Here is a 21381-nt window from a genome sequence, read left to right on the forward strand (position 1 = left end):
GTCCCCCGATTACAAACCCGACAATCGCCAAGAGACCAAACGTCAGATGCAGAAATATCGTGTTCGCGTTAGCGGGTATTATCGCGTGCGGATCTTTGTAATTAGCTCGTAGTATCCTGACCGCCTTTAAAGCAAACGGCAGACTGAACAACGCAATGAGCGTCGCAAAACTTGTGATTGGGACAGAGACAAACACCTTCAGAACTGCATAGAGGAGAATTAGGAAGTATGATGTCGCTAATAGTCCTACGTAGACTGCGACAGACCTCATGTAGCCTAGCCTCAAGACCAGAGTCTTCTTTCCAACCGCCTTGTCCGCGTCCATGTCAGGGAACTCGTTGATCCACAAAACCGCCGCAATGAGCAATCCGACAGGAATTGATGCGAGCAAAGGCACGGTCGCACCTGCGAGGCTTCCAGTTTGGACGTAGAAGGCGCCCACAGTCATTACGGGCCCGAAATTGAGTCCAACGAGAAATTCTCCAACCCCTCGATACGCCAGTTTGAAGGGAGGACCGACATAGAAGTAGGTGGATATGACACCGATCAATCCGAACCAGAATAATTGGTAGAGTCCGAGGGCGAAGATCAGGTAGAATCCTATGAGGGATCCGAGGATCAGACAGGATGTCGATACGATCAAGTGGGTTGATGGCCGAATCAAGCCCGCTGTCAGTATTCTTCCGCCACCGGCGAACGGGTTCTGGTGTCGAACCTGGAGATCATTTCCGCTCTTGAAATCAAAATAGTCATTGAACATATTACTTGCAATCTGGATCAAACTCGCACCGAGTAATGTGAGCAGGAAAGTGCCCCAGTTGAAAGCCCGGACTGTTTCCCAGGCAATGACAGTCCCAAGGATGATCGGGACGAACGTGGCCTGTAGAAATGGGACCCGCATCGCCTTAAGCCACAACCCGATGAAAGGCGGCTTTTTCGCATCGATGCTCGGGTTCGATGTCATTACGGGCTATCTCTCCGGTTTGAAAAAATCGGCTCGCCGGAGGTGATATAAGGCTAATTCCCCGAGTTTATTGAGTTGAGAGGCAAAAGGCTAAAGCGTGTTCGAGAGTCCACGATAGACTCCTAATACCGTGATGAATTTGGCCGAAAACTGGGACGTAGTAGTTGTTGGAGCCGGTATAGCGGGCTGCATGACAGCCGGCACCGTAGCCCTGAAGGGCAAAGGCAACGTAAGCGTTCTCCTCATGGACCGAAACCCGCCCACAGAAGCGGGAAAGAAAACAGTTCTAGGCTGGGTCTGCGGTGACGCAGTCGGCGAGCATCATATCAAGTACATTCACGACCACATCGGGACAACCTACGGCAAGCCTGAGATGGAGAACAGGGTAACCGCAGTCTACGTCTACTCCCCCGACATGAAAGTCAGGGTCCCATTCGAAGGCCCGGGATACGTTCTCGACCGGCCAAAGTTTGCGAAACGCCTTCTCGACGATGCTCTGAAAGCGGGCGTCGAATTTCGCGGAAGCGTCCAGGCAACCGATCTAATCGAGGAAAACGGAACAATCGTCGGATTGCATGGTCAAACAGTTGGACCAGGGGTGAACCAGCCGTTCGAGATCCGATCCAAACTGATCATAGATACCTCGGGAATGTCTACTAAGCTTCGTCGTAATCTTCCGATTCCAAGTCATATCGAGAAAGAGATCAACAAGGACGATGTAGAGCCGACAGCGCGTCTGAACGCGAAACTTCGAGACGGAATTGAGGTGGAACCTTTCCACTGCGACATCTACCTCGATGCGGAAAAAGCGCCTGGGGGTTATCTCTGGCTCTTTCCGAAGTCCGAAGACAAAGTCAACATCGGCCTCGGGATCCAGCAGAAAAGAAGCCCCAAGCCGCTCAGCGCGCTCCTGAAGGATTGGTTGGCAGCAGATGACCGATTCAAGGATATTCAACCACTGAGCGATGACAGCAACCTAACAGGCTCCTGGCAGGTATCTGTTCGACACCAGAACGATTGCCTCGTCGCCAACGGCTACATGATCTGCGGAGACGCAGCATGGTTCCCCAACCCGATCAGCGCCGGCGGCATCGGTCCCGGACTAATAGGCGGGATCATGGCCGGAGAAGCCGCAGTCCGAGCAATAGAGGCGAACGACTTCAGCGAGAAACAACTCTGGCAGTACAACATAGACTTCGTCAACCACTACGGCAACAAGACGGCCGGGCTGGAAGTATTTCGAATGTACCTGCAGACACTCAACAATGACCAGATCAACTACGGTATGAGACACTTCCTATCATCAGATGAAGCTACAGAAATATCGCTGGGAGAAATGCCCCACCTCTCCACCGCCAAGAAAATAGTCAAACTGTTCAGAGGCTTGGGATCGTACAAGGCGTTCAGCGGACTCGTGTTCACGATGGCCAGGATGCGAGCGCTCAACGAGCTCTACCAGAACTATCCGAAAGACCCGGCCCAGTTTGACGCTTGGAAAGCAAACGTCGATTCTATCCTAGCTCAGGGCCGAGCCCGTTTCCACTAAACCACGAACAGTAACATCGTCAATAAATAAGGGCCGCCGGAACAGGCCAACTTAGAAACTATTGCCTTCTCCAGAACTCGGCCAATCCTTCGACGCAAGACCACTAGACGATCAGACACTAGTAATGAACATGCTATCATCCGAGAACGACGCGACCTACAGTTTCCAAGGAATGAAGAGAAGGCTAGGACTACACCAAGAAAAACTAACGCGCATCCTCAAACGCCTCGAGGACGACAATCTCGTCTTGAAGACGGACGATGGATACAAGGTCCTACACCACTCCAGAAAGACGACACGCCACCTCGACGAGGGAGAGCCTGTCATTCGCGGTCAGCTTCCTCCAGGAATCGACTCTAATGTCCTCACTTCGAAACTGAAGGGTCGTTGGTTCAAAAATTTCCGATGGCTAGGATACTCGACCAACGAATCAGGCCAATCGCTCTACTGGATCACCGAGGACGGACGCTTCCAACTAGTAGTTCGGCTCGCTTCTGCGGAGATTCTTGTATGGAGCCAACCTACGAACGAGCTTGAGGCACAATCTTCGATAGCTGCGGGCTACGAACTCTTCGACAGAATTAGCCGCATCCTACCTGAGACCGAAGACAACAGCTAGCTGTCCCGGTTTCGTTGACTGGATAACCTTCTCCCCAGTCAATATCCCAAACCCCACGTATGGGTATAGTAGAGAAAACATGCGAAAACGAACCTCCATAGCCGTACGATTCAGCTCAGGAATGTTCCGACAGGACTGGCAACCGATGGAGCGTCACCCCAGACCCTTGAAGCGCAGAAATCCCAACGAAATGGGCACGGCTCCAGAAAGGGTGCTCAATGCACGTTCCCGTCCTTGAATCAACACGGATTCCTAGACTGATATCCTTCGACCCGCCGACGACCCAGTTTGCAGTCTGAACAATCTTCTTGCTCTAGTTCTGGCAAACGGCTAATACTGGCAGGCACATGTCGGAACGTATCGTTGAGAAAAGAAAGTTTACACGGTAACCGCGCCATGTTAGGGCCATAGAGCACCTGGTTTAGTTGCCAGTCGAAATGATCGTTGGTCGTCCTATTCTTCTCTACGATAACGATTGTAGAATCTGCACACGATTCGCGATGGTTGCCAGTTCTCTATCGAAGGGGTGGATTGACATGGTCGGGTTATTCACCGATAGAGGAGCTAAGGTAAAGTCGGAGTTCTTTCGTCCCATTGATAGACCGGATGAAATGTTTTGGCTATTGTTGGGAGATACAGGGTACGGTGGTAGAAGCGGGCTCCTACCATTGGCACGGGAGGTCATTAGGGGGAGGGTGCTTTGAGCGAACAATCGGGCGAAAGCTGCCCGAGGCCCAGGAACGCGGTCCAGCGGGTACTCGGCACCCTACGGAAAGGAAGAGTTGTCAAGAGAAGGAGAGCGTAGTGATCCCGAATAAAGCCCCGGTAGACTCGTAAGTGAGCATGTAATGATTCGAGGCTCTTCTAAACAGGGTTCTTTGGTTTCAAAAAGTGTCCTGTGTATGGAGAATTGAACGTCGGCCAACCCTCTTTGCCTCGGCTAAAACGACTCACCAGGAATGAGCTGAACCGGCATTATGGCGAGACAACACGTCGCGCGGTTGCTCTCGTGAAGAGAGAATATCCCAACTTGGTTGGCTTGCTGGTTCACGGAAGCGTCGCGAGAAGAGAGCCGGGACCTTTTAGCGACATTGACCTGTCCGCTATAACGAGTGGTGGAAAAAAACCGTCCGAGTTCTCCTACTTCGATGGAGACATCTATGTTGGTGTGGGGTTTCTCCGGGTTGCAGAGTTGGAGAGAGAGTTCAGCGATCCCGAAGCTTTCTTCTGGGCCCGCGGGAGCGCCAAAGCAACCAGAGTGTTCCATGACCCCAAGAAAATTCTGAAGCGGATTCTAGGTCGCTGGAGACTAGCGGAGCCTTCGCGACAAATCCTGGAGAAATCTCTCTGGGACGCGTACCACAACATTATCGAATATTCCGGAAAACTAAGGAATGGTTGGGTCGATCAGGACGAGTACAATACCAGACACGCTGCACGTGTCATTGGCCAGTACGTTGAAAGAGCGATCATCACTTTGAATGAGATCTCAATTGTCAGCGAGAACTATCTGTGGCATCATGTCCTGAAAGCTAAGAAGAGACCGAGACATCTCGCAATGGACTATCCCGTTGCTCTTGGAATAAGAGGAACCAAACAGACCGCTGAGGTCTATCAATCAGCGATGAGGCTCTGCGGTGAAACCCTGCGCTTAATCAGAAACAACTTTCGAAAAAAGGCCCGGCACAAACGATTCCGGGCTTTGCTGGCTGAACCGTTGGAAAAGCATGGACTCTAGAGAGGGACAGGGCTTCGTCCTAGTTTAGTCGAAGGCTCTTGTCAGCATCGTAGCCCAGGGATCGTCCCCAAGCTTTGATGCTATCCAGGATCTTTTTCGAGCCGAACCAGCACAGGGTCGTGAAGATGGCTTTGAAGGCCGGGTTCAGCTTCATGAGCGTTGGCGGCATGTTGTGAAGCTCTAGAACTGTATGTCTCCAGCTTCTGTAGATGACCCAGAACCTCGCCTCATCTATTGCTTCGTCGATGTTGAAGAAGCCCTTGTTCTTCAGAACGCCTAGCGGGACGAAGCTGAGAGGCGTGACCGTGAAGTGAGCCCTGTTTCCGATCTCTTTTCTGAGTCCATGTTCCATCTTATCGATCAGTCTGACTGTCTCGATCGCGTCGTCAGTTGTCTCTCCGGGTAATCCAACGATGATCGTGTAGGCTGGGAACCAGTAGTTCTCGTTGAAGATTCGCGTGCCGTTGTAGATGACCTCCTGCCATTCGCTCGGGCTGAAAGGTTTCACCTTCAAGGGCATGTACTTGCGAATCAGCTCAGTAGAACCCGTCTCGAGTCCTGACTGTATACCGATGTACTTGTCATCCTTCGCACGGACCGTCTCAGAAATTTCCTTGATGAGTTCTGGATCAGCCGCTGCCGGGGCCGTTGTTCCATGGGTCGGGTTCGCATAAGTAATGCCGCCCTGGGTCATCACAGTCTTGAAGAGGTCAACGACGGCCTCGTGGTTGGGCATGAACCCGTTCTTGTCTTCAAGCTTGTAGAGGAAAATGTCCTCGCTGTGAACCCAGACATTAGGGTTTCCAATCTTCCTGTTAACCGCAATCTCCCGCTCGATCTTGTCAGTCGGATAGTACTTTGCCACGCGCAAGTTCGGCTCGCAGAACTGGCAGTTGCGGCCACAGCCTCGCATGACCTCAACAAGCCCGTGAGTTGATGCTCCGACGATGTCCGGGATCTGCTCGAGCTTAGGTCCACGGGGAACGTGGATGAATTCTGGTGCACCGTTGAATTCTATGTCGTTGTAGATGTCCTGTATGACATGGTCGCACTCTCCGATCACAGTATGGTTTACTCCAAGACCCCGTGTCACCTCGTCCTTAGTCTCCATCTGCCAGGCACCTGACCCGCCAAGCACCAGCTTGGCCTTGGGGAATCTCTTCCTCGCCTGGTTGATGCTGTAGACGAGCTCAAGGAATTTCTTCTTCGTATAAGCCGTCAGTTGGCCACCGTCCGTGAACATCATGCTGACCGGTCCAAGACCCAACGGGTCCATCGTGGATATTCCGATTATCCGGGTGTCTTCGTTGACGAACTTTGAAATGTGGTCAGGATGGGCGATAACGACTTCCTCCGGCTTGTAAGTTCGAAGGATTGACGCTTCTAGCTTCCGGAGCCCGTAGGGCGCCATTCGTGCGACTCCATTCTCGTGTTTGACCTGAGGAGAAAGAAAGTCGAATACGATTCGGGGAACTTTTTCAGCGGGTGCACAGCTGAAGAAGGGGAGCAATGGTATTCCCCAGTATTCGCTCATCTGGGTTGCGTCAGCTGTGAGTACTATTCTTGCCATTCATCTATACCTCAAACACACTTGCTTTAGTTAGGATTAGGTCTCTCTTCCGACCGGTTCTTCCCTAAAACAACCTGTTTTCGAGGTGCTATGTATTTTAAACTAGTGTTTTATGTTAACCGCAAAATCATCAAATGCTCCTTTGGACGCCCTCAGTGGATTGAACGAGCTCTCTTCCCGATAGAACCGCTATAGGCTGTTGAAGGCGATTTTTCCGGATCGACGTGATTGTGTAGCCCTTGAAAAAGTGTTGAGAGTTCAACGGACTTTTCGAAGAACTCTCTCAATGAGAATCCAGTATCTATCTCGTTCTCTAATCGGATCTCTTCGACACATGTAACACCTAGGGCCCGGCATGTAGAAGGCTTGGAGAGCAGGGAGAATCAGACAGTTCTCTCTTAACACTGAACGATGTTCATAAAAGAGACGACGATTCCTTGACAAAATCATGCAAGCAACCACGAATATCCAAGCAGGAATGCGCGCTCCTGAGTTCACATCTCTCTTGACTACGGGCGATGTTGTGAAGCTCAATGATTACGAAGGGAAGAAGGTAGTTCTCTACTTCTATCCGAAAGACGACACTCCCGGCTGTACCATAGAGGCATGTGGTCTCCGGGATCAATACGAGAAAATTCGCGAGCTAGGCGCTGAAGTCTTGGGTGTGAGCGTTGACAACGTCGTATCCCACCAACACTTCACGCAAAAGTTCAACCTTCCGTTCCAGTTGGTCGCGGATTCGGACAAGACCATCACGAAGGCTTATGGCGTTCTGAACGAGAAATCTAACATGGCCCGGCGGGTTACGTTCATCATCGATGAAAAGGGGATCGTCGAGAAAGTATTCGATCCGGTCAAGGCTGACGCCCATACGCAACAAGTAATCGACGCACTGTCTCAATAGCTATTCGGGTCCCGGCCTAAGACCCGAACTTCAAAATAGTCAGCGACTCCTACTCCGTTGGAGGGAGAGGAATCTTCAACAGAGTGTCCTTATGAAAAATGACGCTCTTCTGTCCGAACCTCTTGTAGACATTTCGAGGTATCGAGATGTCAGCGAGATACAGGTCACCCACATATGGTGAGGCGTCAAATGGAAGGAAGCAGGTCTTTGGTAACGCTAACGTGAGGGTTGCGGTTGCCCTCATACAGGGATCATAGACTTCACCGGTTGTCGCGTTCATTCCGGACGGAAGGTCCAACGCCAATATGGGGCGACCGCTCGCGTTAGCGTCCTCGATAATTTTCGCTATCTTGTCCCGAGGATTGCCCTCAAGCCCATAACCGATAAGCGCATCGATAAGCAGGTCATAATCCCTCAGATCGTATCCAGTTGACACGATGGGGATTTCCATTTTTTCGAGAATTTGCAATTGTCCAAGGGGTACGCCTTTCATTCTGTCTCTGGTTGTGCCGACCATCACGTCGACTTCGGCGCCCCAGTTAGCCAAATGTCTCGCAGCAACCATCCCATCCCCGCCGTTGTTGCCTCCTCCGATGAGGAAGGCGACGCTCTTTCCTATTGTTGTCCCTAGCATCATCTGCCTGGCTAAGATGGCTGCGGCTCTGCCTGCATTTTCCATCAACGAGAGGACGTTTACTCTCGGCTCTTGAATTGTAAGGGCGTCTAGCTTGCGCATCTCATCAGCTGTGAGATAGACAATTCCAGCCCGTTCCTGCATGCTCATCCCGCGCTTCCTAAGCAGATATATTCAGACTCCTACTCGCGTGCAATATTCAAAGCTTGAATGAGAAAAGAAGTAGTGAAGTCGAAAATTGAATCTTCTAATTGACGATGTTCAGCTCTGGGACGGCACAGGCTCACCAGACCAGTCCAAGATGTCCGTAGAGGTTCAAGATGGCCGGATCAAGTGGATCGGGGCAGCGTCTGATTGGCAGGGTAACCGAGCCAGGGTCCGAGTTGTTGATGGAAGGGCCCGGACATTGATTCCTGGAATAATGGATTGTCACGTTCACTACAGCAGTCCAGGTGGGCCCGAGTGGATCGCTCGATTTACCGATCCTCTACCAGAAATCTCCATGCGTGCGATCGAACTTGCCGAGACCAGCTTACGAAGCGGCGTCACAACTGCCCGAGATGTTGGTGCCCCTCATGGGGTCAGCATAAAGCTCGCACGCGCAGCACGAGCAGGAGAGATTCGTGCTCCTAACATTCGGGCTGCGGGAGCCTGGATCGCCCATCGCGGCACCTACGTACTCTTCGCGAGACTTTTCGAGGAAACTAGCGAGCTACGAGACGCGATTAGGACGGAGATTGAGGCTGGAGCGGACCTCATCAAGGTGGCACTAGCAGGCTGGAATGAAGGAGTCCGACCACAAGATGCGCCAGACATTCCATTCGACAAAAAGCTCCTAGCTGTAGCCGTTGAAGAAGCTCACAAAGCAGGGTTCAAGATCGCGTGTCATGCGAACGATCCGACCAGCTGTCGCATAGCCGCCCGTGCGGGTGTTGATTCGCTCGAGCATGGGATGTTTCTCGAATCGGACGACCTTGAAGCGATGGCCAAGAACAATACGTACCTGGTTCCGACTATGTCAGTCTGGGACGCTATGCTCTACTACTCCAAAGCAGTTGACTGGCCTGAAGCCCGTAGGAAGCGGGCCGAAGATCTGCGACAGGGATCGCGTGCGGCAGTCAGAGCGGCCATCAAGGCCGGGGTGAAGATAGCGCTAGGAACTGATGCAGGTGGTGGAGCCACGCGTCATGGTCGCATTGCGCGGGAGGCGGAGCTGATGGTTGAGTGCGGGATGGAGCCACAGGATGCTCTCAGAGCCGGAACCTCTAGCGCAGCAAGTCTGATCGGCGAGGCTGAACGCGGTACGATCGAGAAGGGAAAAATGGCGGACCTAGTCTTGCTCGACGCGAACCCCTTGGAAAACATGAGTGCGCTAAGGTTGGTTGCGGCCGTGTTTCAAGAAGGGCATCGCGTAGCATAGACGCATGGGGTCTGACGGCGCTAGAGATTTTTGGTGGACCGGGCGGGATTTGAACCCGCGACCTTCCGGTCTCTAGACCAATTTCCTGGTTTGCAAACCGGACGTTCTTCGGCCTGACAACGTTCGTCAGCATACCAGGCTGAACTACCGGCCCACTCGGTCCGAACCCGATATTCTAGCCCGGTTAAAGCCTTTGACGACGGTCCCGGCTGTAATGCTTTCCAAATCAACAAACACTTTCGTTTACGTCTATGAACCTTCAAAGGGCAAAGAGAACAGATTCTGCGATGTCCCTATCCTCTGAGTTCCATATGTCTCCAGATGTGGCAGCTGAAACTGGAATCCATATCGGAGATGGCGGGCTCTCCATCAAGAGAGGAGGACCCCACGGTTCTTATCTGTATGAGGTAACGGGACATGCGCTCGAAGATCAGCTTTACTTGATCGGCACCGTAATGCCCACAATCTCCGCCGCGTATGACCTCCAACGACCGGGATTGTACATCAACCCTGAACAGACCTGGATCTCGTTAAGATATCAGAGCAAAGCCGTTGCACTCTTCAAGCACGAAACTCTCGGGCTTCCCAATGGCAGGAAACGAAACCTCTCGATCCCGGAGTCCCTGAGTAGCGATCCCCGGTTGATGAGACTTCTTGGGAGAGAGCTTCTAGCGACGGATGGCCTCCTTGGGTTTTACAGCGCTAACCAAGGCGGAGCTCACAAATATCCTCGAATTCAGTTCAAGATGAATGCCGGACACGTAATTGATCAACTATCAAACTTCTTGAGAAATGAGTTAGGAATTTCTTTCCTAAGAAGAACTGAGCGGGTGGCTCACAACGGATGGGGAGTCAGTCATCAACAAATTCTGCAAATCAGCCGCTCGGACGACATAGACACTTGGAGGAGAGAAATTGGCTTTTCGAATCCGTCCCATATTTCTCGCATGATGATCTTCGAATCTCTGGGAGAGTGCATTCCTCGAACCAGTATTGTAGATCGTTTGTCGTTTCTAAGCGGTCGCACCTCAAGATTTGAGACTTCAGGCCCGATTACTCCCTACGATCTTCTCTCAGTCGTCGATAAGATGAGGAGGAATTTTGGATTTCCGCAGATAAGAGGAGAGGCGATTCTTCAGAAGATGCGGGAAATCAACAGGCATTTGCAGTCAGGTCTGGGTCGCGGGCTTCCTGTCCTCGTCGATTCTTGAGGGGCCGCCGGCGGGAGTTTCGCGTCTACTACAGGCGCTTCGAACCCGCCCCGCAGGCTCCATTTGCCAGGGCCGCTCTTCGGGACCCTTCAGGCCTGTACGCTACCAAGCTACGCTACGGCGGCCACGCGGAAGACCCGAGAGGGGCGGGGAATATGTAAGTTTGCAAACTCCACGCGACAGAATCTTGCACTGGTCCCAGCAATACCTGCACGCGTGAAGTCGAACCCGCGCTCCAAATGTTACACCAATCCATCCATTTTTCCGACTGAGAGAATGTATTATTTCAATGAACGTGACATTCTTCATGTTCAAAACAACCCGAGGCCGCGCGAGCCCATCGAGAGATGAGCCCCGAGTTTCTGCAAAACCGCTATGAAATCCCTGACCGTCTAACAGTCACTCTAGATGTAGAAAATGGCAAGTGCGAAAAACGAGCTTCTCCTGTTAAGGACTTTCAGGCTCGCCCTCCCCGCAGCTCTACTAGCCACCCTCCTCTGGACACTTGAATTCGGCGAACCCACGAGACAATGGATCTACAATGGACTAGGCGCAAACGCAAACAACATCGTCTTCATACTCGGGCTAGTACTCGTCGTTGGACTCTACTGGTTCATGGGCGTGTACGAACGGAAGATCCTCTACGAGAACCGGCACACAAGACCCGCATTCTAACCACCAGCGGAACCTATCAACGCCTCCACTTTCTTACTTCATCCCCCAGATTCTTCAAGAATAGTTTTCGAGAGCCAAAGCTATCTACCACGAGACGCCTCGACAAACGGTGGTAGAGTCCGAGTTTGAAGGTTGGAGTACACGTATCCATCTCAGGTTCTATAGGCCAAGCGGTTGATCGGGCTACGGAAGAAGGCTGTGATGCATTCCAGGTGTTCACTCGAAATCCTCGGGGTTGGAAATTCGCCGACCTAGATCCCGAAGAGGTCAAGAGTTTCAAGGAAAAACTAGCCCAGTCCAACCTAGGACCTGTCGTGGATCACATGCCCTACCTTCCCAACTTGTCCTGTCCCGAGGACGAGCTGTACGAAAAATCCACCGCCACACTCTTAGCAGAAGTGGATCGTTGCGGGACCCTCGGGATCCCCTACCTAGTTTGCCATCTTGGCAGCCACTTGGGAATGGGGAGAGATGTTGGCTTGCAAAGAATCACCGACGCTCTAAACATGGCTGTCAAGCGCGTCAAGAAAGACCCTTGGATACTATTGGAGAATATGGCGGGGCAGAGGAACAGCATGGGCTCAAACTTTCCCGATATCCGAGAGATCATCGAGGGAGTGAAAAAGAAAGAACGACTCGGCGTCTGCCTCGATACCTGCCACGCCTACGCCGCAGGCATGGATCTCCACACCGAGAAGGGCGTGGGTCAGACCCTTGCGAGTTTCGGCAAAGATATCGGCTTTGACAAGCTGAAGGTGGTCCATTTGAACGATTCCCGCGGCGGGCAAGGGTCAGGACTCGACCGCCACGAACACATCGGCATGGGCTACATCGGGGCAAAGGGGTTCAAGACGATTCTACATCACGAGGCTATCCGGGACCTGCCCTGGATTTTGGAAACGCCCGAGGATGAGAGGCGCGATGATAGGGGTAACTTGGAAACAGTTCGCAAGCTGGCAAAATGAAAACGCCGGTCGATCTACAATCAGCCGGTGCAATTCACCGGATTATCGGAGATGCCGCTCTAGCAGTTGACAGAGCTAGAAAGGATGATCCAACAGCTTTGCAGGAGATTAGCGAATCGACCGATGGTGATCCTTTCAGGGTCCTAATTGCGACTGTGCTTTCTCATCGAACCAAGGATCCTGTTACCGCACTCGCCTCATCTAGGCTCTTCGCCCGCTTCCCTAATGTCAAGAGTTTGGCTGCTGCAAATCCTCGGACAGTCGCGAGACTCATCAAGCCCGTAGGCTTCTACAATACGAAAGCGCGAACTGTCAAGAAGATCTCAAGGATCTTGCTCGACAAGTACAGTGGCAAAGTACCCGAGAATATGGATCAGCTTCTCGAGCTCCCTTCTGTTGGACGTAAGACTGCGAACTGCGTTTTCGTTTACGGGTTCAAGACACCCGCGATCCCTGTCGATACTCATGTGCATCGAATTTTCAACCGTATTGGAGTAGTTGAGACCAAGACACCTGAGGATACTGAGAAGGAGTTAACCCGGTTAGCCAACCGGAAAGATTGGCTTCCGCTTAACGAGGTCTTCGTAAGATTCGGCCAACTGGTCTGCAAACCTATCGGGCCACACTGTTCGGATTGTCCGCTGAATGACAGGTGCAAATACTACAAGGCTGACTATCTTCCTCGCATCAAGAAAAAGCAACAACGAAAGTAGAGAAACGGCGTCCTTCGATCCCTCATAGTACCATCCAGGCGATTAGCCGGCCCGTTCAGCGAAAATCTCATGCCGCTACTTGGCTGGCTATTCTCAGGCTGGGAGGATTATTTGTCGGCCCTAGCTTCTCAACATCGAATGTCATATGACAGAGGCCGCATGTGTGGTCATGGCCGATCGGGTCGTAACACTTGTCCAGTCGCGCACAGAAGGGACATTTCACTCGGTCGCTCGACGCATACGATTTCATTGTCGTCTCTTCTATGGTTTATAGCGTTGGCATAATCCAATGTTTTTGACCGGTTGTTCAGGGGAATTTACTGGGCTTGTTCAGCCTTCTTGAATGTCGGAGCGCGGGCGTTCGAGTCATCGTAAGGTAAGACTTTAGAGTAATCGACCCATTCCGGGGTCTTCTACTGGCTCTCGAACGACCCGCCAGGCTTGAGACGGAACCTGTAAATAGCGAGCGGTCCCAGTATAACATACGTCATAAAGAGAGAACGAAACGATGGCCAAGAATAGTTACCTCGACCTAGATTACGCAAAATACGACTTCAAGGATACTCAGAAGCCTGTCTTCAAGTCCGAGAGAGGACTCTCTCGCGAGACGGTCGAACAAATTTCTGATATGAAGAAAGAGCCTGAATGGATGAAGAAATTCAGGCTAAGAGCCTACGAACATTTCATCCAGCGGCCCATGCCCACGTGGGGCGGCAACCTGTCCCATATCGACTTCAACGACATCTACTATTACCTAAAACCCACCGACAAGGTGGAGAAGAGCTGGGACGATGTCCCTGAGAAGATCAAGAAGACCTTCGACAGGCTAGGAATACCTGAGGCCGAGAAGAAGTTCCTGGCAGGAGTAGGCGCTCAATACGAATCAGAGGTTGTCTATCACAGCCTCCTGAAGCATTTGGAGGACAAGGGTGTAATCTTCTGCGACACTGATACAGCGCTCAAGTTACACCCGGAGATTGTCAAGAAATATTTCGGAACAATCATTCCGCCTGAAGATAACAAGATGGCCGCGCTCAACAGCGCTGTCTGGAGCGGCGGCAGCTTCATCTACATTCCCCCAGGCGTCAAAGTCGACCTACCACTACAAGCGTACTTTAGAATCAACGCGGCAAACATGGGACAGTTCGAGAGAACCCTGATCATCGCAGACGACTACGCAGACGTGCAGTACATCGAAGGCTGTACGGCCCCTGTCTATTCCACAGACTCTCTCCACTCCGCGGTCGTCGAGATAATCGCGAAGAAGGGAGCTAAGGTCCGCTACACTACTCTCCAGAACTGGTCGTCCGACGTCTACAACCTCGTCACCAAGAGAGCCTACGCCTACGAAGACGCAAGCGTCGAATGGATCGACGCAAACGTCGGCAGCAAACTCACAATGAAGTACCCGTCCGTCTACCTTGTCGGACCAAGAGCGAAGGCCGAGATAGTCTCAGTAGCATTCGCAGGCAAAGACCGCCACCAAGATACAGGCGCAAAAGCCGTCCACCTCGCTCCTTACACCAGTTCCAGAATCACAGCAAAATCCGTTAGCAAAGATGGCGGATTGACAACATACCGAGGACTAGTCCACGTCGCCAAGGGGGCCGTCGGAGTAAAATCCAGTGTCCGATGCGACGCCCTACTAATGGACGCGCAATCAAAAACATCAACCTACCCCTACATGGAAGTCAACGAAGACGACGCCACAATAACTCACGAAGCAACAGTTGGACGGATCAACGAAGACCAGTTATTCTACCTCATGTCCAGAGGCTTGACCGAAACCCAAGCACTCAGCATGATAGTCACAGGATTCATGGAACCATTCACAAGAGTACTCCCGATGGAATACGCGGTCGAGTTTAACCGACTAATCGAGATGGAAATGGAAGGCGCCGTCGGCTAGACACCGAAGAAACCCAAACCTTCTAACATGCCAGCATTCTAACGGTAGCCAGCCATGGGCAAATCGCTCGCTAGTCCCACGGAAGGCATGATCAAAGAAGTCTCAGCATCCTTCTCTGAACCCCAAGAGCTCAGTCGAGAAAGATTCCTTGCTCTCGACTATTTCAACAAGCTACCTCTGGAGAAGTCCACACTCTACACGAAGTATGTGGACATTCTATCCGGGCTTACGTTAGATTCGTTTGAACCTGGGCTGCCGTCTCACATCAAATCTACACCGCAGGAGATCGCCCATCTCGTCAGGGAGAGAGACGAGCCGACTCTATCTCTCCAAGTCGATTCTCAAATGGTCCGCACGGAAATTCACGGGACCCTGGAGAAAGAAGGAATCATATTCTCGAACATCCACTCAGCCATAGCCAACAACCCAGAGCTGACTCGAAGCCACTTTACCAAGGCGATTCCACCCGACGACGACAAATTCGCAGCTCTCAACAACGCCTTCTTCACCGCGGGCACATTCCTATACGTCCCGAAAGGGCTCAACATCAAAATCCCGTTCCGAAATATTGTCCTGCTCAAGACCCGCCGTCAAGCGGCATTCACCCACAACATCATTATCGCAGAAGAAGCCAGCAAGCTGAGCTTTCTTCAGGAAGCCTACTCAAAACTTGACCCCTCCCAACAGGGATCCGCACTCTACAGTGAGGTGACCGAAGTCTATCTCGGCGAAGATGCAGAGGTCAACTTCGCTAGCCTGCAAAACTTCGAAGGTGACGTTCATTCAACACTCAACAGACGATGCGTTGGCCAGAAGGATTCTCGCATGAACTGGACCATCGGCCACATTGGCGGTGGGACGACCCGCTCCAGAGTAGAGAGTGTCATGAACGGACCCGGGGCAGCCGCGGAGGACGTCGAAATCGTCTTCGGTTCGGGGGCTCAGCGAGTTGACGCAGTCACCGATCTTACCCACAGATCCACCAACACAACGGGACATGTGCTCGCACGGGGAGTGTTGCGAGACACGTCACGTACCATATTCAAGGGCATGATACGGATCGAAGAAGGAGCGAAGAACTCGAACTCATACCTTGCAGAACACGCAATGATCCTGAGCAAGAAAGCAAGGGCAGACGCCATACCGGGTCTAGAGATCATGACGAACGAGGTGAAGGCCACTCATTCAGGATCTGTAAGCCAGGTGGACGAGGAACAGATTTTCTATCTAATGTCTCGTGGCTTGACCCAGAGCGAAGCCCAGAGAATGATCATCATCGGATTCCTACACCCCGCTGTTCAACGGATACCTTTGAAGACAGTAAGAGCCGCTATACAATACCTCATCGAAGAGAAGTGGCTAGGAAGGGGCGGACAAATCCCTCCAAGCCCAGAACAACTACCGGAATTCGAAGAAGAACCCGAGAAAGAAAGCGTATCCTCCGATCTTTTCGAGAGGCACTACAAGTACCGGTAGCGACTCTCTTGGGAACTCTCATCAAAGCGTGTTCCCTCTCAGAGCTCCCGCCCGGGACAATGAAGGGAATAGAGCATGAAGGCAAGAGAATCCTAGTTGTCAATCTTGAAGGAGCTATCTCTGCATGGGATGGAACATGTACACATGAAGAGTACGATCTTTCGATGGGCTTTCTCACCGGAGACAGCGTCACCTGTTCACTACACTTGTCACGTTTCAATCTACTAACCGGAGAAGCCGTTAATCCGCCCGCGGAGAAACCGCTTGGTAGACATCAAGTAAAGATATCCAATGGAGAAATCTTCGTCGAAGTAGAATGAAGCATGCCAAAGCCCTAGCCTCGACTTTTTCCAATCAAGATTACTTCGCCTCGTCTGTTCTTACTCGCCCTCGCAGTTTCAAGTTACATGGCCCTTTAGTCAACTCAACCTACTCTTCACATCAATCACCGAACGGTTTCGATGTGGGACAACCAAGAACGAGGCGAAAGCGAGGAAAGAGGGTAGGTTTGTCGGATCTGAGAAGATACATTCTCCTTCCATTCCTAGCGGCGCTTCTATTCATCACAATCTTCAACCCTCCAGTTCACGCCGCAGGCGAAACCTACACTCTCACAACCTCTGTTGCTCGATTGCAGGAGAGTAACACCGCGAACACTTTGCTCATTCTAAACGTGTCCATCGCTAGCACGCTCACGCCCTATGCATTCACGTGGCATGTAAAAGATCCAAGCGGTACCGTCCGTCAGGCCAACAACCAAACCAATGCGCCGCATCCAGCGTCCTTCGTGGAGAGCGTTGCCTATCCTGGTAAATTTGGTGCAGGAGCGAGCCTATCATACACGGGCACTTACGCGGTATGGGTCAATCAGACCCAGCCACCGCTAGTAGGTTCAACGGGTGTGGCAAGCGGACAATTTCAAGTGGGTCTGACAGATGGTCTCAGCTATCCGAGACTTGCTCCTGTCTCAATCAAGGCGGTAAATTATCAGCCCAACGGAAACGTAACCATCAGAGTCTCTGGCCTGAGCGGCCTCGTTGCGGGTTTTCCGCTAAATAAGACAGCAGATGGCAGCGGTGTCCTCTCATACACTTGGCCGTCAATACCTGCCTCACTTCCCGTTGGGAACTACAACGTATCCCTCACAGGCATTCCCGCGAAAACCCCACCTGACATTCAATCCTTCAGTGTAACTGCGATCAATGTGACAATTTCTTCTCTAATCATCAGCCGAAGCTTATTGCAAACGTCTCAAACCGAGGACTTCCGTTTCTCGGCCACGTATCCAAATGGTGCTTCGGTCAAAGTAGGTTCCGTGAATCTACGTCTAGTTGAGGCAGACGGATTGACATCCCACTATGTCGTAATGGCTTATAGTTCGACTTTGGCCGCGTTTCATGGAAGCTTCCAAATCCCTCTGAGCAGCGATGTCGGTCCCTGGGTCGCCACAGTCGAGGTTAACAGCTTCGACGATGGTTATGGGAACAAGGGACCAATCTCAAGTGTGTTGAAGCCTTTCACAGTGTCACCGGCGATACTAAGTGTGTCTGCCAACACGAACTACAACAACTACACAATCGGAGGCATCGTGGCGATCTACGCATCTGTCGTGACTCCTGGAGGGTATAACTTCACGACCGGGACGGTCACCGCTACAACGTATCACTCTTCGAGCCGAATCGGTAGTCCATTATCATTGTTCTATGACGCGAGTCGAGGCAAATGGGTGGGCAGCTACACGGTCAACTCAACCAATCCAGCTGGTATTTGGCAAATACAGATCAACGCAACGGATAGTTACGGAAACTCGGGGCAAGGCTCCACATCTACTCTAGTCAGCATCCCTCCCGCGACCCCTCCACCTCAGCAAAGTGCCACGTTCAATTATCTTCTAGTATTGCTGATAGTGATAATCGCTGGGTTTGCGGTTCTAGTTTCCTGGCTCGTCTTTGGGAGGCGAAGGGTTCTGAGAAGGGTGCTGAAGGTCGATCTTGAAGCGATCCATGCGGAGGCGAAGAAGGTTGCGAACCAGGATTTCTTCAAGAAGGTTCAGGAGCAACTGAAGCAGCAGAAAATGGAAAGCAGCGGAGGTAAGGACAAAGAGGCAAACGCTTAGCGGATTACTGGTTCAAAGGAATTAGAGGCCTGACAGTTCTTCATTAGTCGCATCGGTTGAGCCGATGTAGTTGTAGACTCCTGTCTTCAATACTTTTAGAGACAGTAGGGCACATTTCAATCTCACAGCCGTCAGCTGTCCTCCTATCAACGATAGGACGTCTTCTTTGGATATCTTGCGGGCATCATCGATTGTTTTTCCTTTTACCAATTCTGTCAGCATGGAGGCTGAGGCCTGGCTTATTGCGCAGCCTTGGCCGTTAAACTTCACATCTTTCACCGTGTTTTTTTCATCTAGCTCAAGTTCCATCTCGACAATGTCGCCGCAGAGCGGGTTGGTGTCTCGGGCGTGGATCTGAGGATGGGGGAGTGTCCCTTTGTTTCTCGGATGTCTATAATAGTCGAGAATTATTTCGGAATAGATCGAGCTCATACCTTGAACACTCCCGCTGCTCTCTCTACGGATCCTACTAGTCGATCAATCTCGTCCTTGACATTGTAGATGTAGAAACTGGCCCGGGTAGTAGAGGTTACACCAAGTCGATCCATCAACGGCTGTGCGCAGTGATGCCCAGACCTTACGGCGATTCCGTCTTCGTCTAGCAGAGTCGCCATGTCGTGGGCGTGAACGTCTCCCAAATTGAAACTTATCACCCCGACCTTTGTATTCGTATTCTCAGGACCGTAGATTTTGACTCCTTTGATTTTTCCCAACTTATCATGCGCATACTCGGTCAAGTCCTGATCATGAAGTTGAATGTTCCGAAGCCCAATCTCCGACAAGTAGTCTACCGCCTTTCCCAAACCAATGGCTCCCGCAATATTGGTGGTTCCCGCCTCAAACCTATACGGAGGATCCCTCCACGTCGACTCGTAAAGATGGACTTCACGGATCATTTCGCCTCCTCCATGATATGGGGGCATCTCTTCCAGAACCGACTTCTTGGCGTATAACACTCCGATACCGGTTGGCCCACACATTTTATGGCCTGAGAAAGCAAGAAAGTCACAGTCCATGTCTTGAACATCAACGGGTATATGCGGCACAGATTGGGCGGCATCGAGAAGCACCCGACAACCCTGCTTGTGGGCCTCGCGGATATACTCGCGAACTGGATTAATTGTTCCCAGAACGTTAGAGACGTGGGTCATGGCAACTAGCTTGATCCCGCCGGATTCCAGATGTATGCGAAAGTCCTCATGGACAAGGTGACCATCATCAGTTAGGCCCACGTACTTCAGATGTGCGCCTTTCTGAGTTGCGAGTAATTGCCATGGGACGATGTTGCTGTGATGCTCCATCTCGGTTAGGATGATTCCGTCCCCGAGACCGATGTTTGACCGGCCCCAGGATTGAGCAACCAGGTTGATTGCTTCAGTCGTTCCACGGACGAAAATGATCTCGTTCGGACTGCTGGCATTTATTAGTCGTGCAATTTTGGCTCGCGCCTCTTCATAGGCGGCGGTTGCCTCTTCGCTGATCTTGTAAACTCCACGATGAACGTTCGCGTTGTACTCGTTGTAAAAACGAGTCACTTCATCTATTACATCTCGAGGTTTCTGCGTGGTAGCCGCATTGTCAAGATAGGCTAGCGGCCTTTTGTTGATTATGCGTTTGAGAATCGGAAAATCATGCCTGACCTTGTCGACATCGTATCGCTTCTTTCGATGAATGTAGGCTATCGCCTGTTTTTGCGTGGCGTATCCCCTGACAGTGCTTTGGGCAAGCTGTCCGGGAAAAGTTAGAGGAGGCTTAGTAGTGCGCGTGGTGCTCTTCGGGACTGCGAGCCCCTGTGGCCTGTTCCTTGCCTTTTGGTACGAAGCTGTGGCCGCAGCCGCAGGTGAGGTAGCTTTCGGGGAAATTGAACTTGAAGCCGCCACCCATTTCCGTTTCAACATAGTCGATCTCAGCATCTCCTAGGAGATCTGCGCTCTTTGGGTCAGCTACAATGTTGACCCCGTTCCTGTGTTCGATAACGTCGCTGTCACTAGTCTTGTCTAGCTTCAGACCGAACTGGTATCCCGCACATCCGCCAGCTTTGACGAAGATGCGGAGAGCGAGTGACTGGTCGCTTACTTGTTTGAGGTAGTCTTGGACCTTGACCGCTGCTTTTTCGGTTATACTAATTGCCATATTCTCTACCTGGCCTAGCTCATGACTTCCTTTTTAACCCAATCGTAACCCCTCGCCTCCAGAACGTCCGCGAGCTCTGGTCCCCCCGACTTGACCATTCGACCATCGAGGAGAATGTGCACGTGGTTGGGTTTGATGTATCGCAGGATTCTCTGGTAGTGTGTGATGATCATGACTCCCATTTCGGGCCCTACCAGCTTGTTCACGCCTTCTGCGACTATTTTGACCGAATCTATGTCCAGTCCGGAGTCTGTTTCGTCCAGAACGGCTATTTTCGGCTGTAAAACAGCCAGTTGGAGTATTTCGCAGCGTTTCTTTTCTCCACCGGAGAATCCTTCGTTGAGGTATCGTGTTGCGAAAGAGTCGTCCATATCCAGGAGCTTGAGTTTTTCTTTCAAGAGCTTTCTGAACTCGAGTACCGATACCATCTCTTGGCCCAGGTCTCCTTTCTTCCCTCCTTGCCTGACTGAGTTGTAGGCTGTTCGAAGGAACGTAGCGAGCGACACCCCGGGAACTTCGTATGGATACTGGAATGCGAGAAACACGCCTTTCCTAGCTCGTGCGTCCGGTGCTAGGTTGAGGAGTGTTTGTCCGTCAAAGCTGATGTCGCCTTTGGTTACCTTGTACTTCGGGTGTCCCATTATAGTGGATGCGAGGGTGCTCTTGCCCGAACCGTTTGGTCCCATAATCGCGTGTATTTCGCCCTGTTTGACCTGGAAGTCGACCCCTTTCAGGATCTCTTTGCCTTCAATGGAAGCGTGCAGATCCTTGATTTCTAGCTGACTCAA

At 51.6% G+C, this 21381-nt stretch carries 20 protein-coding genes and 2 tRNA genes; 13 read left to right on the plus strand and 9 right to left on the minus strand.

The window, feature by feature from the left end; genetic code table 11:
* Positions 1 to 964: 1,4-dihydroxy-2-naphthoate octaprenyltransferase (gene menA, locus VGS11_02360; GenBank protein ID HEV2118942.1), on the minus strand; the 964-nt coding region annotated here is incomplete at its 3' end.
* 130 nt (positions 965 to 1094) lie between these two features.
* Here menA and VGS11_02365 point away from each other — a divergent pair.
* The 3 genes from VGS11_02365 to VGS11_02375 all read left to right on the plus strand — a co-directional run bounded on the left by VGS11_02365 (position 1095) and on the right by VGS11_02375 (position 4867).
* The gene (locus VGS11_02365) at positions 1095 to 2510 is read left to right on the plus strand and encodes an NAD(P)/FAD-dependent oxidoreductase (protein HEV2118943.1); all 1416 of its coding nucleotides are present in this window, start codon (positions 1095 to 1097) and stop codon (positions 2508 to 2510) included.
* A gap of 61 nt (positions 2511 to 2571) precedes the next feature.
* Positions 2572 to 3129 (plus strand): hypothetical protein, encoded by a 558-nt coding sequence (locus VGS11_02370; GenBank protein HEV2118944.1) that lies wholly within the window; start codon positions 2572 to 2574, stop codon positions 3127 to 3129.
* A 931-nt stretch (positions 3130 to 4060) separates the two neighbouring features.
* Positions 4061 to 4867, plus strand: coding sequence for a nucleotidyltransferase domain-containing protein (locus tag VGS11_02375; protein HEV2118945.1), 807 nt, complete (start codon positions 4061 to 4063; stop codon positions 4865 to 4867).
* A gap of 19 nt (positions 4868 to 4886) precedes the next feature.
* On the opposite strand, the gene VGS11_02380 is transcribed toward VGS11_02375, so the two are convergent.
* Positions 4887 to 6437, minus strand: a complete 1551-nt coding sequence (locus VGS11_02380; GenBank protein ID HEV2118946.1) for a radical SAM protein — start codon at positions 6435 to 6437, stop codon at positions 4887 to 4889.
* A gap of 448 nt (positions 6438 to 6885) precedes the next feature.
* Between VGS11_02380 and VGS11_02385 the strand changes: the two genes are divergently transcribed.
* The gene (locus VGS11_02385) at positions 6886 to 7341 is read left to right on the plus strand and encodes a peroxiredoxin (protein ID HEV2118947.1); all 456 of its coding nucleotides are present in this window, start codon (positions 6886 to 6888) and stop codon (positions 7339 to 7341) included.
* A 49-nt stretch (positions 7342 to 7390) separates the two neighbouring features.
* On the opposite strand, the gene VGS11_02390 is transcribed toward VGS11_02385, so the two are convergent.
* The gene (locus VGS11_02390; protein HEV2118948.1) at positions 7391 to 8119 is read right to left on the minus strand and encodes an NAD(P)H-hydrate epimerase; all 729 of its coding nucleotides are present in this window, start codon (positions 8117 to 8119) and stop codon (positions 7391 to 7393) included.
* Between the two features lie 94 nt (positions 8120 to 8213).
* Between VGS11_02390 and VGS11_02395 the strand changes: the two genes are divergently transcribed.
* Positions 8214 to 9395 carry an amidohydrolase family protein gene (locus VGS11_02395; GenBank protein HEV2118949.1) on the plus strand — a complete coding sequence of 394 codons (1182 nt, stop codon included), beginning with the start codon at positions 8214 to 8216 and terminating at the stop codon, positions 9393 to 9395.
* Between the two features lie 31 nt (positions 9396 to 9426).
* Here the strand turns inward: VGS11_02395 and VGS11_02400 are convergent.
* Positions 9427 to 9549 (minus strand) — tRNA-Ala (locus VGS11_02400).
* A gap of 133 nt (positions 9550 to 9682) precedes the next feature.
* On the opposite strand from VGS11_02400, the gene VGS11_02405 reads away from it, so the two are divergent.
* Complete coding sequence (locus VGS11_02405) at positions 9683 to 10606, plus strand: hypothetical protein (protein ID HEV2118950.1); 924 nt, start codon at positions 9683 to 9685, stop codon at positions 10604 to 10606.
* Between the two features lie 2 nt (positions 10607 to 10608).
* Here the strand turns inward: VGS11_02405 and VGS11_02410 are convergent.
* Positions 10609 to 10731, minus strand: a tRNA-Phe gene (locus VGS11_02410).
* Between the two features lie 292 nt (positions 10732 to 11023).
* Between VGS11_02410 and VGS11_02415 the strand changes: the two genes are divergently transcribed.
* The 7 genes from VGS11_02415 (at position 11024) to VGS11_02445 (ending at position 18460) form a co-directional block, all read left to right on the plus strand.
* Positions 11024 to 11281, plus strand: coding sequence for a hypothetical protein (locus VGS11_02415; GenBank protein HEV2118951.1), 258 nt, complete (start codon positions 11024 to 11026; stop codon positions 11279 to 11281).
* 125 nt (positions 11282 to 11406) lie between these two features.
* A complete protein-coding gene (locus tag VGS11_02420) occupies positions 11407 to 12246 on the plus strand; it encodes a deoxyribonuclease IV (protein ID HEV2118952.1) in 840 nt (279 codons plus the stop codon).
* Positions 12243 to 12959: an endonuclease III gene (gene nth, locus VGS11_02425; GenBank protein HEV2118953.1), complete on the plus strand. Its 717-nt coding sequence runs from the start codon at positions 12243 to 12245 to the stop codon at positions 12957 to 12959. The genes VGS11_02420 and nth overlap by 4 nt, the downstream gene beginning before the upstream one ends.
* Before the next feature lie 508 nt (positions 12960 to 13467).
* Positions 13468 to 14868 carry a Fe-S cluster assembly protein SufB gene (gene sufB, locus VGS11_02430; protein ID HEV2118954.1) on the plus strand — a complete coding sequence of 467 codons (1401 nt, stop codon included), beginning with the start codon at positions 13468 to 13470 and terminating at the stop codon, positions 14866 to 14868.
* Positions 14869 to 14922: 54 nt separating this feature from the next.
* Entirely contained in the window at positions 14923 to 16344 is a 1422-nt protein-coding gene (gene sufD / locus VGS11_02435) for a Fe-S cluster assembly protein SufD (GenBank protein ID HEV2118955.1), read from the plus strand.
* 8 nt (positions 16345 to 16352) lie between these two features.
* A complete protein-coding gene (locus VGS11_02440; GenBank protein ID HEV2118956.1) occupies positions 16353 to 16664 on the plus strand; it encodes a non-heme iron oxygenase ferredoxin subunit in 312 nt (103 codons plus the stop codon).
* A 188-nt stretch (positions 16665 to 16852) separates the two neighbouring features.
* Complete coding sequence (locus VGS11_02445) at positions 16853 to 18460, plus strand: hypothetical protein (GenBank protein HEV2118957.1); 1608 nt, start codon at positions 16853 to 16855, stop codon at positions 18458 to 18460.
* 21 nt (positions 18461 to 18481) lie between these two features.
* Here VGS11_02445 and VGS11_02450 read toward each other — a convergent pair whose 3' ends face one another.
* From VGS11_02450 to sufC, 4 genes are all read right to left on the minus strand, one after another.
* A complete protein-coding gene (locus VGS11_02450; protein HEV2118958.1) occupies positions 18482 to 18892 on the minus strand; it encodes an SUF system NifU family Fe-S cluster assembly protein in 411 nt (136 codons plus the stop codon).
* Complete coding sequence (locus tag VGS11_02455; protein HEV2118959.1) at positions 18889 to 20133, minus strand: cysteine desulfurase; 1245 nt, start codon at positions 20131 to 20133, stop codon at positions 18889 to 18891. Before VGS11_02455 ends, VGS11_02450 begins: the two co-directional genes overlap by 4 nt.
* 79 nt (positions 20134 to 20212) lie before the next feature.
* Entirely contained in the window at positions 20213 to 20593 is a 381-nt protein-coding gene (locus VGS11_02460; protein HEV2118960.1) for an iron-sulfur cluster assembly accessory protein, read from the minus strand.
* A 14-nt stretch (positions 20594 to 20607) separates the two neighbouring features.
* A complete protein-coding gene (gene sufC / locus VGS11_02465) occupies positions 20608 to 21381 on the minus strand; it encodes a Fe-S cluster assembly ATPase SufC (GenBank protein ID HEV2118961.1) in 774 nt (257 codons plus the stop codon).

The organism is Candidatus Bathyarchaeia archaeon (assembly GCA_035935655.1).
Taxonomy (GTDB): Archaea; Thermoproteota; Bathyarchaeia; order 40CM-2-53-6; family 40CM-2-53-6; genus 40CM-2-53-6.

Excerpts from the sequence above, each read along its gene's own strand:
- VGS11_02380 (HEV2118946.1), bottom strand. The coding sequence starts at position 6,437 with ATGGCAAGAATAGTACTCACAGCTGACGCAACCCAGATGAGCGAATAC.
- VGS11_02385 (HEV2118947.1), top strand. The coding sequence starts at position 6,886 with ATGCAAGCAACCACGAATATCCAAGCAGGAATGCGCGCTCCTGAGTTC.
- VGS11_02390 (HEV2118948.1), bottom strand. The coding sequence starts at position 8,119 with ATGCAGGAACGGGCTGGAATTGTCTATCTCACAGCTGATGAGATGCGC.
- VGS11_02405 (HEV2118950.1), top strand. The coding sequence starts at position 9,683 with ATGTCCCTATCCTCTGAGTTCCATATGTCTCCAGATGTGGCAGCTGAA.
- VGS11_02415 (HEV2118951.1), top strand. The coding sequence starts at position 11,024 with ATGGCAAGTGCGAAAAACGAGCTTCTCCTGTTAAGGACTTTCAGGCTC.
- nth (HEV2118953.1), top strand. The coding sequence starts at position 12,243 with ATGAAAACGCCGGTCGATCTACAATCAGCCGGTGCAATTCACCGGATT.
- sufB (HEV2118954.1), top strand. The coding sequence starts at position 13,468 with ATGGCCAAGAATAGTTACCTCGACCTAGATTACGCAAAATACGACTTC.
- sufD (HEV2118955.1), top strand. The coding sequence starts at position 14,923 with ATGGGCAAATCGCTCGCTAGTCCCACGGAAGGCATGATCAAAGAAGTC.
- VGS11_02450 (HEV2118958.1), bottom strand. The coding sequence starts at position 18,892 with ATGAGCTCGATCTATTCCGAAATAATTCTCGACTATTATAGACATCCG.
- VGS11_02460 (HEV2118960.1), bottom strand. The coding sequence starts at position 20,593 with ATGGCAATTAGTATAACCGAAAAAGCAGCGGTCAAGGTCCAAGACTAC.